Origin of the sequence: Bacillus sp. YKCMOAS1, from assembly GCF_030268125.1 — a bacterium.
Classification (GTDB): Bacteria; Bacillota; Bacilli; order Bacillales; family Bacillaceae; genus Bacillus; species Bacillus safensis.
Window position 1 is genome coordinate 47,822 of sequence record NZ_BSEI01000007.1, and the last position, 13,718, is coordinate 61,539.

Genomic DNA, 13,718 nt, shown 5'->3' on the forward strand with positions numbered 1-13,718 from the left:
CTATTCTCCTCTTTTCCAGCGAGTACCTTGAGGAGTGTCCTCCAACACAATATTCATGTTCTTTAATTGGTCACGAATTTGATCAGATAGGGCAAAGTCACGATTTCTTCTAGCTTCATTACGTTTTTCAATTAACGCTTCTACCTCTTCGTCAAGCGTGTGCTTTTCTTCTAATGAGAAGCCAAGAACAGACGTAATTTCTTGGAACAAGCCGATAAATGCCTTGATCACTTCCTCCGAAGTATGATCATTTTCCATATAATAATTCGCCTGTTTCGCTAATTCGAATAAAACAGAGATCGCATTTGCTGTATTGAAGTCATCATTCATTTCAGAAATAAATGTCGCACGCTGTTCTTCAATTTTTGCCAGCCATTCAGCATTGTCTTCCGTGATATTCGTGCTGCTCTCGAGACGGTGATGTAAATTCGCATACGATGTTTTGAGTCGGTTAAACGCACTCTTTGTACTTTCTAATAAATCCATTGAGTAGTTAATTGGGTGACGATAGTGAACCGACAACATAAAGAAGCGGAGCACATCAGGATCTTGTTCTTTCACAATGTCATGCACCAGCACAAAGTTGCCAAGTGATTTTGACATTTTTTCATTATCAATATTAATATACCCGTTATGCATCCAATACTTCGCAAAAGGCTTCCCTGTCAAAGCCTCAGATTGGGCAATTTCATTCTCATGGTGCGGGAATGTTAGATCCTGTCCGCCAGCATGAATGTCGATCGTATCACCTAAATATTTTTTGACCATTGCCGAGCATTCGATGTGCCAGCCTGGGCGTCCTTCGCCCCATGGGCTATCCCATGAGATTTCCTGATCCTTTGCAGCCTTCCATAGGGCAAAATCCAGTGCATCTCGTTTCTTTTCACCTACACGAATACGGGCACCTGTCTTCAGTTCATCAATCGATTGATGAGAAAGCTTTCCATAGCCTTCAAATGAGCGTGTGCTGTAATACACGTCGCCATCTGCTTCATAGGCGTAGCCTTTTTCAATCAATGTCGCAATAAACGCAATGATATCATCCATGTTTTCCGTTACTCGCGGGTGAAGGTCTGCTTTTTTGCAGCCTAGCGCACTGACGTCTTCGAAGTAGGCTTGGATAAACCGGTCAGCAATTGTCGGCACATCTTCTCCGAGTTCATTGGCTGCTTTGATGAGTTTATCATCTACATCTGTAAAGTTTGATACAAAGTTCACATCGTAACCGCTGTATTCTAAATACTTACGTACAGTGTCATAAACAATAGCAGGTCTAGCATTCCCGATATGAATGTAGTTATAAACGGTTGGTCCGCACACATACATTTTGACCTTTCCTGGCTCAAGCGGGACAAATTCTTCCTTCTTACGTGTCAATGTATTATAAATATTGATTGTCATGATTGTTCTTCCTTTCTGCTCAATGAAGCCAGCTCACCTTTTAGCTTTTCCATTTCTCGTTCCAATTCTTTAAAACGATCGGAAATTGGATCTGGCAAATCTTGATGATTGAGATCACGATTGATTTTCTTTCCATTTTGAACGACGACTCGCCCAGGTATACCGACAACGGTGGAATGGTCGGGTACGTCCTTTAACACGACCGATCCCGCCCCAATCTTGGCTCCTTTTCCAACTGTAATGGAACCAAGCACCTTGGCACCTGTCGCAATAAGGGCATCGTCTAAAATGGTCGGATGCCGCTTTCCCTTTTCTTTCCCTGTTCCCCCTAATGTCACGCCTTGGAAAACAGTGACGTTGTCTCCAATTTCACATGTTTCCCCGATCACAACGCCCATGCCGTGATCAATGAAGAACCGCCTGCCAATGGTTGCCGCCGGGTGAATTTCTACCCCTGTGAAAAAACGGCTGACCTGAGAAATGATTCGCGCAATAAAATACAGCTTCCGCTTATAAAATGCGTGCGCAATACGGTGAGCCCAAATCGCATGAAGCCCTGAATAGGTTAGCACTACTTCAATATAGCTTCTAGCAGCAGGATCTTGATCAAACACAGTATCAATATCTTCTTTCAGCATTTTGAAAAACACATGCTCCCCCCGTTCTTCCCCATCAATCTCTCTTAGGACTTGCTCTCTTTTTTTGGACAAATAAAAAACGCCTCTGCCAAATGACAGAGACGTTTTGAAAACGCGGTTCCACTCTGTTTAGAAAGCCACTTATCTTTCAGCCTTCTCAACTTAATCCCATAACGGAGGGTACCGCCCTTGCATACTAACGTACGTGTTCCTCAAGGGTCTTGAGGGTGCATTTCCAACGTCTGCCCATAAGTCTCTTTCAGCCGGTGGAGACTCTTTCTGTGATGGACGAGTACATTGTACTTCTCCCTCGCAACGATTTCCTTATATTTGTTTAATGCGGTTTAATACCGTTTCCTTACCTAGTAATTCAATACTTTGCGGAAGTTCTGGGCCATGCGTTTGTCCTGTGACAGCCACACGAATCGGCATGAATAGTTTCTTGCCTTTATGCCCTGTTTCTTTTTGTACCGCTTTAATGGCAGCCTTGATTTCATCAGGTGTGAAAGACTCAAGCTGTTCAAGCTGACCTGCAAAAGATGCCATCACTTCTGGTACTTGCTCCTCTGCTAGAACTTCCTTTGCCTCTTGATTATACTCAATTTGCTCCTTAAAGAACAACTCTGTTAACTCAACAATTTCTGCTCCGTAGCTTAATTGTTCGTGATACAGAGAAATAAGCTTGCGTACCCACGTGTTTTCTTCTTCTGTCAGCTGCTCACTTACCTTGCCTGCTTTTTGAAGATGTGGAAGTGTTAGTGCCACAACCTGATCAAGATCAAGTGCTTTCACGTATTGGTTGTTCACCCATTTTAGTTTATGCATATCAAATAGAGCTGGTGACTTAGAAAGTCGATTCACATCGAAAATGTCGATGAATTGCTCTTTTGTAAACAGTTCTTCTTCGCCTACTGGAGACCATCCAAGTAATGCAATGAAGTTAAACAGCGCTTCAGGTAAATAGCCTAAATTCTTATATTGCTCGATGAATTGAATAATTGATTCATCACGTTTACTTAATTTCTTGCGGTTCTCGTTCACAATCAACGTCATATGTCCAAATAGCGGAACATCCCAGCCAAATGCATTAAAAATCATAATTTGTTTAGGGGTATTTGAAATATGATCCTCTCCGCGAAGAACGTGAGTCATTTTCATCAAATGATCATCCACAGCTACGGCAAAGTTATAAGTTGGCGTGCCATCTTTCTTCACAATAACAAAGTCACCGATGCCGTCTGTTTCAAACGAAATATCGCCTTTAACCATGTCGTCAAATTTGATGATTTCTCCTTTTGGCACTCGGAAGCGGATGCTTGGCTCTCTTCCTTCAGCAATTAGCTTGTCCTCTTCTTCTTTTGATAAATGACTGCATTTACCAGAATATCGAGGCATTTCACTGCGGGCGATTTGTGCTTCACGCTCTGCCTCTAGCTCTTCAGCCGTACAATAGCACTTATACGCCAAGTCCTTCTCTAACAGCTCGTCATAATATTTTTTGTAAATATCATTTCGCTCTGATTGTCTGTAAGGACCGTAACCGCCATCTTTATCAATGCTCTCATCCCAATCAATACCGAGCCATTGCAAGTGGCGAAGCTGGCTTTCCTCCCCGCCTTCTACATTACGCTTTTGATCCGTATCCTCGATTCGAATAATAAATTTGCCGCCTTGGCTGCGTGCGAACAAATAGTTGAAAAGAGCCGTTCTAGCATTCCCAATATGTAAATGACCAGTTGGACTCGGTGCATAACGAACACGCACTTCATTTCCCATGAGTTTAACTTCCTTTCATCTGCATCATGTTGTCTGACACCAATTTTTTATAAACGTATTTTATCATCAAAACCCATTCTCATCAAAATGGATTTTACTTTTTCTGAAGAAGCACTGTTGCCTGAGAGGCAATTCCTTCGCCTCTTCCTGTAAATCCGAGTTTCTCTGTCGTTGTTGCTTTGACGTTCACCTGTGTGACATCTGCCTCAAGTGCTTCTGCGATTTTCTCACACATTGGTTGAATGTAAGGTGCCATTTTTGGCTTTTGCGCCATAATGGTGCAATCAATATTCACAAGTGTGTAGCCTTTTTCTTTCACAAGTGCCCACACATGCTGCAATAATTTAAAAGAATCTGCATCCTTAAACTCAGGATCTGTGTCTGGGAAATGTCTGCCGATATCTCCCTCAGCAATCGCACCCAGGCAGGCATCTGCCACTGTGTGAAGCAGTACGTCAGCGTCTGAATGCCCTAGCAGTCCCTTTTCATAAGGGATGGTGACCCCGCCGATAATTAGAGGTCTTCCCTCTGTTAATTGATGTACATCAAAGCCTTGTCCTATTCTCAACATGATCTAGTACCCTCTTTCCGCATCCATAATTGCCTTGGCAACCAATAAATCATCCGGTGTTGTCAGCTTAATATTGGTATAGTCGCCTTGGACAATATACACATTCTCGCCATGTAACTGTTCAACAAGGCTGGCGTCGTCTGTTCCAAGGAAGCCTGTCCGCTCCGCATATTCATGCGCCTCTTTTAAAATAGAATGACGAAAAGCTTGTGGGGTCTGGACTGCCCACAAGCTCTGACGTTCAATGGTTTGTTCCACTTTGCCTTCTTGAACGCGTTTGATTGTGTCTTTCACTGGTACCGCTACAACTGCGGAGCCTTTTTCAATCGCTGCTTTAACGAGCAAGTCAATCTGTGTATGCTTAATAAAAGGCCTTGCCCCATCATGAACAAGCACGATGTCCGCATCTTTCACAGCCTTTAATCCTTCGTATACACTTTGCTGACGTTCTTCACCGCCAGTGACAAGTGAAACAGGCGTTTGAAAAGCGTGTACCTTGAGTAGCCTTTCAAAGTCTTGACGCTCCTCTTCATTGATCGCTAGGATCATGCGTTTGCATTGTGAATGAGCGTCAAACACCTTTAATGTATGAATGATGACCGGCATTCTTTTCAGCTCGATAAAAAGCTTATTGCGGCCGGCCTTCATTCGTTTCCCCTGCCCCGCAGCCGGAATAACTACTTCATAATACATGTTCGTTCTCCCTTTAGAGCGCCTTCTCCAGAAGTTTTGGCTTCGCAAAAATCATTCTTCCAGCAGCAGTCTGCAGCACACTTGTGACGAGCACATCGATGTCTTTTCCAATGTAATTGCGTCCTTCTTCGACCACAATCATCGTACCGTCATCTAAGTAAGCAACACCTTGGTTATGCTCTTTCCCATCTTTGATGACCTGTACCTTCATCTCTTCCCCAGGCAGTACAACCGGTTTAACCGCATTGGCTAGATCATTGATGTTTAACACTGCTACTTTTTGAAGTTCGCATACTTTATTTAAATTAAAATCATTGGTCACAACAACACCTGAAGTTAATTTAGCGAGCTTCACAAGCTTGCTATCAACCTCTTGAATGTCTTCGAAGTCACCTTCGTAAATTTCAACTTTAATATCCAATTCTTTTTGAATACGATTTAAAATATCAAGACCTCTTCGGCCTCTATTTCTCTTTAATACATCTGAGGAGTCTGCAATATGCTGTAATTCCTCGAGTACAAATTGAGGAATGACCATGACGCCTTCTAAGAATCCAGTTTGGCAAATATCTGCGATTCTTCCATCAATGATAACACTTGTGTCTAAAATTTTCAGCTTTTTATCTTCTATTTCAGGTTCATCATCAGCTGCTCCTTTTTTCTTGCTGACCTTTGCAGAACGGGAGAACAGCCCCATCATTTCATCCTTCTTCTTAAAGCCCACCTGAAACCCAAGGTATCCTAAAAAGAAAGCCAGGAAAATCGGAATAATGGTACCAAAAATATGATATGGGATATTGTTTAGCGGGATCACGTTTACAATAAGATATGCTAGAATAAGTCCAAATACTAATCCGAAACTTCCAGATATAAGATCAGGAAGAGGCGCCTTCAATAGAGAATCCTCGATCCATTTCACCCAATTTACCACATAACCTGTGCACCATTTGCCGATGATCAAGAATACAGCGGCTCCTATTAGTGCTGAAGAGTAAGCATTTGTTATGAAAGGTATGTCCTTTACATTTAAAAGCAGAAATAACTCTGGAATGATAAAAATCCCCACAACTGCACCAAAAATGATAAAAAACGCCTGAACGATTCTTTTTAACATACCTTCACCTCCTTTATTTTTCATCTGTCAATCCACCTTCATCTGACATTAATATATGTTTAAGTTTCCTATCATGAGCAACAGAAAACAAAACCATCATTAATATACCCATATTCATCCATTTTTAACCGTAATAGAGAAAAATTTCTCTTCTTAAAGCTGACGGTCAATGTAATGTTTTTCTTGTAACCTTTTTAATCCTTTTTTTATCTTTTTCGCTCTTACTTCTCCAATTCCTTCTACTTCATCCAATTCTTGTACATCCGCTTCCATAATTCGATCTAGCACACCGAATGCTTCAACCACATTTTCAACGATCGGCATTGGCAGTCTAGGGATTTTATGGAGTAATCTATACCCTCTTGTGTACACATATTCGTCAATATTTGTAGAAGCTGGATATCCAAGTAACTTGTACAGAATGGAATCATCTAACAGCTCAAAGCTCGACATATCTTGAAGTTGTTTCAGTAGCACATACGGATCTTTGATCTTTTCTTTCACGTAATCTTTAATAAATAAAGCCGCTTCCTGCTCCATATCTGTAATCAGCTCATTGACCTGTAGACGGATCAAGTGTCCTTCTGTTCCAAGCTCTTTGATATACATATTGATTTCATTTTTGATTCTAAGAACCATTTCGTAGCGGTGCAGCACGGATAATACATCACCAAAGGTCACAAGTTCTTCAAATTCTAGGGCGCTTAACGCAGAAATGGCGTGATCTAAAATGGTTTTATATTTCTCAAGTGTTTGAATGGCTTGATTCGCCTTTGTTAAAATAAAACCAATATCTTTCAGCGTATAACGACGATTCCCTTGGTATAAGGTAATGACGTTCCTCCGTTCAGAAATGGCAATGATTAAGCAGCCTGTCTGCTTCGCTACACGTTCAGCCGTCCGGTGCCTCATGCCTGTTTCCGATGAATGGATGGTGGCATCTGGCATCAGCTGTGTATTCGCATACAAGATTTTTTGACCAGAATCGCTAAGAATAATCGCCCCGTCCATCTTCGCCAATTCATATAAATGTGCTGGAGAGAAGGCAGAATTAATGTGAAATCCTCCATCTACCACACTCTTTACTTTGTCATTATAACCAACAACGATGAGCCCACCAGTATTGGCTCTCAAGACGTTTTCAATCCCTGCCCGCAGAGGTGTTCCTGGTGCCACAAACTGTACAATATCTAAGAGATCGAGTTCTCTCGCTCCTTTTTTCTCTTTTTCCATTCCTATGATCCCCCTAGTGAAATTCGAAGTGCCTCCGCTACATTTTCTACACCAACTAACTCAATCCCTCTCGGCTTTTTCCATCCGTCTATATTCGCCTGAGGAATAAACATTCGCTTAAATCCTAGTTTCGCAGCTTCCTGCACTCGCTGTTCAATTCTTGATACTCTTCTGACTTCTCCCGTCAGACCGACCTCTCCTATAAAGCAATCCGCTTGATGCGGCGCTGCGTCTTTAAAGCTTGATGCAATACTGACGGCAATAGCTAAGTCAATCGCCGGTTCGTCAAGCTTCACACCGCCTGCGACCTTTAAATACGCATCTTGGTTTTGCAAGAGCAGCCCCACGCGTTTTTCTAAAACTGCCATGAGCAGCGATACTCGATTATGATCAAGGCCAGTGGCCATTCTTCGCGGATTCCCAAAGCTTGTCGGGGAAATTAATGCCTGTATCTCGACAAGTACGGGTCTTGTTCCTTCCATTGAGGCAACAACACACGAACCAGATACACCTGCCGACCGCTCTTCTAAAAAGATTTCTGATGGGTTTAATACTTCCGTGAGTCCTTCCTCTCTCATTTCAAAAATCCCCAATTCATTCGTTGAACCAAATCGGTTTTTGACCGCCCGTAAGATACGAAACGTATGATGACGCTCGCCTTCAAAATAAAGAACCGTGTCCACCATATGCTCTAAAAGTCGCGGACCTGCGATCGAGCCTTCTTTGGTCACGTGACCAACGATAAAAATAGGAATCCCATTTGTCTTGGCAATTTTCATCAGCTGTGCTGTACATTCTCTTACTTGAGATACAGAGCCGGGAGCTGACGTGATATCGCTTTGATAAACGGTTTGAATCGAATCCACCACAACAAAAGCAGGTTTCATCTCCTGTATAGCAGACGTTATATACTCCATATCGGTTTCAGCCAAAACATGTAAAGAGGCGCTTTCAATACCAAGGCGGTCCGCTCTTAGCTTCGTTTGTTTAATGGACTCCTCACCAGATATGTACAACACATTCTGATTTTTGTCTGAGAGCTGTGCTGATACTTGTAATAATAAAGTGGACTTCCCAATCCCAGGATCTCCGCCAATGAGAACAAGAGAGCCTTTGACAATTCCACTTCCTAATACTCGGTTAAATTCTTCTAAATTCGTTTTAATTCGGGGTTCTTCGGATGTTTCAATTGCAGATATAGGTGAAGGTTTTTGAATGGTTTGAACAGAATGATTAAAAGCACTTCGACGGTTTGCCGGCTCTTTGCGAACGACCTCTTCTGTCATACTGTTCCATGTGCCGCAGCCTGGACATTTCCCCATCCATTTGGCTGACTCATAACCGCACGATTGGCATATAAATTTTGATTTTGTCTTAGCCATAGATTGAAGAATACAACTCCTTATACTGGTCAGAAAATAAGTAAAGGGAGGCATACACCTTGCTGGTATGCCTCACACTTTTTTCTTACTATATTAGTTCGTAGCAGCCGTCGCTTTTACGACAATTTCTCCATCTTCCACATCTAATACGATATGTTGACCTTTTTCAATATTGCCCTTCAGAAGCTCCTCAGAAAGTCGATCTTCTACATGCTTTTGAATCGCTCTTCTTAACGGACGCGCACCGTACTCAAGATCTACTCCTTCGTCGGCAATCTTCGCTTTTGCTGCTTCCGTCAATTCAATTGAAAGGTCTTGTTCTTTTAATCGTTTTGTCAATTGATCAGACATGAGAGACACGATCTCTTTGAGATGTTTCTTCTCAAGCGAGTGGAAGACAATGATTTCATCAATACGGTTGATAAACTCAGGTCTAAACGCTCGTTTCAACTCGCCCATCACTTTGCCTTTCATATCCTTGTAATTTTGACTTTCATCCTGCACGTTAAAGCCAACGTATTTATTGCGCTTCAACTCACTAGCTCCAACGTTTGATGTCATGATCAAAATCGTATTTCTAAAGTCAACGGTACGCCCTTTAGAATCAGTTAGACGACCATCTTCTAATACTTGCAGTAAGATATTAAATACATCTGGATGGGCCTTTTCAATCTCGTCTAATAGAACGACAGAATAAGGTTTTCTTCTCACTTTTTCAGTCAGCTGTCCACCTTCATCATAACCGACATATCCTGGAGGTGACCCAACAAGTCTGGATGTAGAGTGTTTCTCCATGTATTCAGACATATCAATACGGATCATTGCTTCTTCATCACCGAAAATAGACTCGGCAAGTGCTCTTGCAAGCTCCGTTTTACCAACCCCTGTTGGTCCTAAGAAGATAAAGGAACCGATTGGACGTTTTGGATCTTTTAGGCCTGCACGCGCACGTCTCACAGCTTTCGCTACAGCAACAACGGCTTCATCCTGCCCGATCACACGAGAGTGGAGCAATTGTTCCATATTCAGAAGCTTATCTGTCTCCGTTTGAGCAATTTTTGCAACAGGCACTCCCGTCCAGCTGGAAACAACCATTGCGATATCATCTACAGATACCTCTGAATTCTCTTGTCCCTGCTTTTCTTTCCATGATTTCTTTGTGACTTCTACTTTTTCACGCAAACGCTGCTCTGTATCGCGAAGAGAAGCTGCTTTTTCAAATTCTTGACTTTGAACTGCCGCATCCTTTTCCTTGCGTACTTCATCCAACTTTTGCTCTAGTTCTTTTAGGTTAGGCGGTGTTGTGAACGAACGCAAACGGACTTTCGAACCTGCCTCATCAATTAAATCAATCGCCTTATCTGGAAGGAATCTGTCAGAGATATAACGGTCAGACAGCTTCACCGCCGCCTCAATCGCTTCATCTGTAATAGACACACGGTGATGTGCTTCATACCGATCTCTAAGTCCTCTTAAGATTTGAATACTCTCATCAACAGAAGGCTGATCTACTTGAATTGGCTGGAAACGTCGTTCAAGCGCAGCATCCTTTTCAATGTATTTACGATACTCATCTAACGTTGTCGCCCCAATACATTGAAGCTCACCACGTGCTAAAGATGGTTTTAGAATATTAGACGCATCAATCGCACCCTCTGCTCCACCAGCACCAATGAGTGTATGAAGCTCATCGATAAAGAGAATGATATTTCCTGCCTGACGAATTTCGTCCATGACTTTTTTCAAACGATCCTCGAATTCACCACGATATTTCGTTCCAGCTACAACAGTTCCCATATCCAGTGTCATTACTCGTTTATCACGAAGGATTTCAGGCACTTCGTTATGAATAATTTGCTGTGCAAGACCTTCTGCGATGGCTGTTTTACCAACACCAGGCTCACCAATCAGCACAGGGTTATTTTTTGTTCTTCTACTTAGGACCTCAATGACACGTTGAATTTCTTTGCTTCGGCCAATGACTGGGTCCAAGCTGTCCTCTTTTGCGATAGCAGTCAAATCTCTTGCCAAGCTATCAAGTGTTGGTGTATTTGCATTGCTATTAGAGCCTGCCGCAGATGCACCTGTTTCATTGCTTCCAAGCAGCTGCAGGACTTGCTGACGTGCTTTATTTAAGCTCACTCCGAGGTTATTTAAGACACGGGCAGCGACACCCTCTCCCTCACGAATAAGACCTAATAGAATATGTTCTGTCCCTACATAGGAATGACCTAGCTTTCTTGCTTCATCCATTGAAAGCTCAGTGACCTTCTTCGCTCTAGGCGTATAATGAGGAATAGCTTGAGACACCTCTTGCCCTCTTCCAATCAAGCTTTCGACTTCTTTTTGGATTTTATCTGAAACAAGGCCCAGTGCTTCTAACGCTTTGGCAGCAATGCCCTCCCCTTCACGTACAAGGCCAAGTAAAATGTGCTCAGTACCAATATTCTTATGGCCTAGGCGAATGGCTTCTTCTTGTGCAAGTGCTAATACCTTTTGAGCTCTTTCAGTGAATCTTCCAAACATCATATCGTTTCATCCTCCTGTCCATTCCTATGCATTTCTAAGCGCAGCCTTTCTCTAATAATCGCTGCTCGTTTTATATCTCGTTCATTTGGCTCCAAGGCTCCTCCTGAATATTGTTGAAGGAAGCCAGGCTGGGTCAAAATCATGAGTTCATTCAGTATATTACTTGAAAGCCCCTTAATGATACCTAAATCTATTCCAAGCCGCACATCTGACAAACACTTTGCTGTTTCTTTTGATTCAATCATACGACAATTGGCCAAAATCCCTAAGGACCGGTACACTCTGTCCTCAAGTTCAATTTTAGATGTTTGATATAATGCTTTTCGTGCAGATCGCTCTTGTTCAATGAGCTGAGCAGTCACACTATTCAAGTCATCTACAATGTTTTCTTCTGATTGACCAAGTGTCATTTGATTTGAAATTTGAAAGATGTTCCCTATTGCTTCGCTGCCCTCACCATAAATTCCTCTGACCACAAGACCTAATTGATTAATGGCAGGAATAATGCGATTCATTTGTCTTGTGAGCGCTAATGCCGGTAAATGCATCATGACCGAAGCCCTAATACCTGTACCTACATTAGTCGGACAGCTTGTTAAGTATCCTCGCTTTTCAGAAAATGCATAATCCACTTGCTCTTCAATCCAGTCATCTACCTGATTAGCCGCTTTTAGTGCATTGGCTAGCTGAAAACCTGGGAATAAGCATTGGATTCGAATATGGTCTTCTTCATTCAACATCACACTAATTTCTTCATTCTCAGAAAGCAAACAGCCGCCAAATCTTGATTCAGCTAAATTTGGGCTGATCAAGTGCTTTTCAACAAGTACTCTCTTTGCTAAAGGCTGCGTTTCATTCATTCGAATCAGAACAAAGTTTCCAATGTCCTTCACTTCCTGGCTAGCAAACTTTTGCTCGAATTGCTGGAGAACAGCTTCAGCTTCTTCTTGAGAAAACTGAGTTGGGAAACGAACATGCTCTAGATTGCGCGCTAGCCGGATACGACTGCTTAGAACAATGTCACTTTCTGGTCCTTTTTGTTTCATCCACTGACTTAGAGCGTCTTGAATAAAATGCTGGAGCGACATGTCGTTAATCTCCCTCCCTCTGCTGAGATTGCTCATGCTCTAATGCACGAATTTGATCTCGAACTTCCGCTGCTTTTTCGAACTCTTCCTGTTCAATCAGCTGCTTCAGCTCTTGCTGCATTAACTCAAGTTTCCGGCGGACATGCAGGCTGCCGGCAATTCGTTTTGGGACTTTCCCATTATGGACTGTATTTCCACTATGGACTTTCCGTAAAACAGGGTTCAGATACTGATCAAATGTACGATAGCATTCTGCACAGCCAAATCGGCCTGTTTTTCTGAACTGCTGAAAGGTTAAGTCACACTTAGGACACTGATCCACTTCTTTCGCTTCTTGAAAAATAGACGAGCCCTTGTTAGCACTTGTGGTGAAGCTAGGATCAATATTTAATAAGCCTGATAATAAGTTGTGAATCGAGAAACCTTGGTTTCCACTCATAGCATATGAATCACTGTTTTCTTTTGCACATTGTTCACATATGTGCATTTCTTGTTTTTCTCCATTTATAACTTTCGTAAAGTGAAAAGTGGCTGGTCTCTCATTACATTCTTGACAAATCAATCTTTTCACCCGCTTTACTTTAATTTCAAAGCATTTAACATCGCTTTCATCATCCGAGCCCGCAGTTCATCACGTTCAGGTAAATCAATATGCAATACAGAACGGTCCATGACACTAATCATCATCTTAGCTTCTCTTTCAGATAAAATGTTATTTTCAACAAGACGCATGATGATATGATCAGATGCAGCCTGTGATAAACGATGATATATTTGGGAAATAATGTTGTTCAATAAGTCGACTTCATCATTCATTTTAACTTTAATGATGCGGATATAGCCACCGCCGCCACGCTTACTTTCAACGATATAGCCTCTCTCGCTCGTAAAGCGTGTATTGATAACATAGTTAATTTGTGAAGGTACGCATTGAAATTTATCTGCGATTTCATTGCGCTTAATTTCTAATATTTCTCGACCGTTCTGATCCAAGACTTCCTTCAAATACTGCTCGATGATATCAGAAATATTTTGTGCCACTCCGCCTCCTCCTCCATTGACTTTGACTATATTTGACTTTAATCTTACTATAAATTTTTTCGGTCGATTTTTCAAGATAATCGCTCAACTAACAATATTATTTCCACATTTATATGGTGCCAAACCTCCAAAAAACACAAAAAAGACCAGTTCCGACTGGAACTGATCCTGATAGAAGCTTGGCGGCGTCCTACTCTCACAGGGGGAAACCCCCAACTACCATCGGCGCTGAAGAGCTTAACTTCCGTGTTC

Annotated in this window: 12 protein-coding genes, 1 rRNA gene and 1 other annotated feature; all 13 genes read right to left on the reverse strand. The window is 42.1% G+C overall.

All coding sequences use genetic code 11. The features are described 5' to 3' along the window. Positions 1-1,401 (reverse strand): cysteine--tRNA ligase, encoded by a 1,401-nt coding sequence (gene cysS / locus QSJ46_RS18340; protein WP_034283904.1) that lies wholly within the window; start codon positions 1,399-1,401, stop codon positions 1-3. Further along, a complete protein-coding gene (cysE, locus tag QSJ46_RS18345) occupies positions 1,398-2,051 on the reverse strand; it encodes a serine O-acetyltransferase (RefSeq protein ID WP_034283914.1) in 654 nt (217 codons plus the stop codon). Before cysE ends, cysS begins: the two co-directional genes overlap by 4 nt. A gap of 82 nt (positions 2,052-2,133) precedes the next feature. Next, positions 2,134-2,364, reverse strand: a binding site (T-box leader). Next, positions 2,364-3,815, reverse strand: coding sequence for a glutamate--tRNA ligase (gltX, locus tag QSJ46_RS18350; RefSeq protein WP_095407550.1), 1,452 nt, complete (start codon positions 3,813-3,815; stop codon positions 2,364-2,366). (Overlaps the previous feature by 1 nt.) Before the next feature lie 94 nt (positions 3,816-3,909). Next, positions 3,910-4,386: a 2-C-methyl-D-erythritol 2,4-cyclodiphosphate synthase gene (gene ispF / locus QSJ46_RS18355; protein WP_003216928.1), complete on the reverse strand. Its 477-nt coding sequence runs from the start codon at positions 4,384-4,386 to the stop codon at positions 3,910-3,912. A 3-nt stretch (positions 4,387-4,389) separates the two neighbouring features. Further along, positions 4,390-5,079 carry a 2-C-methyl-D-erythritol 4-phosphate cytidylyltransferase gene (gene ispD / locus QSJ46_RS18360; protein ID WP_034665643.1) on the reverse strand — a complete coding sequence of 230 codons (690 nt, stop codon included), beginning with the start codon at positions 5,077-5,079 and terminating at the stop codon, positions 4,390-4,392. A gap of 13 nt (positions 5,080-5,092) precedes the next feature. Next, on the reverse strand, positions 5,093-6,193 hold the full coding sequence (locus QSJ46_RS18365) for a PIN/TRAM domain-containing protein (RefSeq protein WP_047203808.1): 1,101 nt from the start codon (positions 6,191-6,193) through the stop codon (positions 5,093-5,095). Between the two features lie 153 nt (positions 6,194-6,346). Continuing rightward, a complete protein-coding gene (gene disA, locus QSJ46_RS18370) occupies positions 6,347-7,426 on the reverse strand; it encodes a DNA integrity scanning diadenylate cyclase DisA (protein ID WP_024425581.1) in 1,080 nt (359 codons plus the stop codon). A gap of 2 nt (positions 7,427-7,428) precedes the next feature. Beyond that, positions 7,429-8,808 (reverse strand): DNA repair protein RadA, encoded by a 1,380-nt coding sequence (gene radA / locus QSJ46_RS18375; protein ID WP_025092231.1) that lies wholly within the window; start codon positions 8,806-8,808, stop codon positions 7,429-7,431. 93 nt (positions 8,809-8,901) lie between these two features. After that, positions 8,902-11,337, reverse strand: coding sequence for an ATP-dependent protease ATP-binding subunit ClpC (clpC, locus tag QSJ46_RS18380; protein WP_047203805.1), 2,436 nt, complete (start codon positions 11,335-11,337; stop codon positions 8,902-8,904). After that, positions 11,334-12,425, reverse strand: a complete 1,092-nt coding sequence (mcsB, locus tag QSJ46_RS18385) for a protein-arginine kinase McsB (protein WP_039175958.1) — start codon at positions 12,423-12,425, stop codon at positions 11,334-11,336. Before mcsB ends, clpC begins: the two co-directional genes overlap by 4 nt. A 4-nt stretch (positions 12,426-12,429) precedes the next feature. Beyond that, positions 12,430-12,987 (reverse strand): protein-arginine kinase activator protein McsA, encoded by a 558-nt coding sequence (gene mcsA / locus QSJ46_RS18390; RefSeq protein WP_285605148.1) that lies wholly within the window; start codon positions 12,985-12,987, stop codon positions 12,430-12,432. A gap of 14 nt (positions 12,988-13,001) precedes the next feature. Beyond that, a complete protein-coding gene (locus QSJ46_RS18395; protein ID WP_003217184.1) occupies positions 13,002-13,466 on the reverse strand; it encodes a CtsR family transcriptional regulator in 465 nt (154 codons plus the stop codon). Between the two features lie 177 nt (positions 13,467-13,643). Next, positions 13,644-13,718, reverse strand: a 5S ribosomal RNA gene (rrf, locus tag QSJ46_RS19660); the annotation flags it as partial.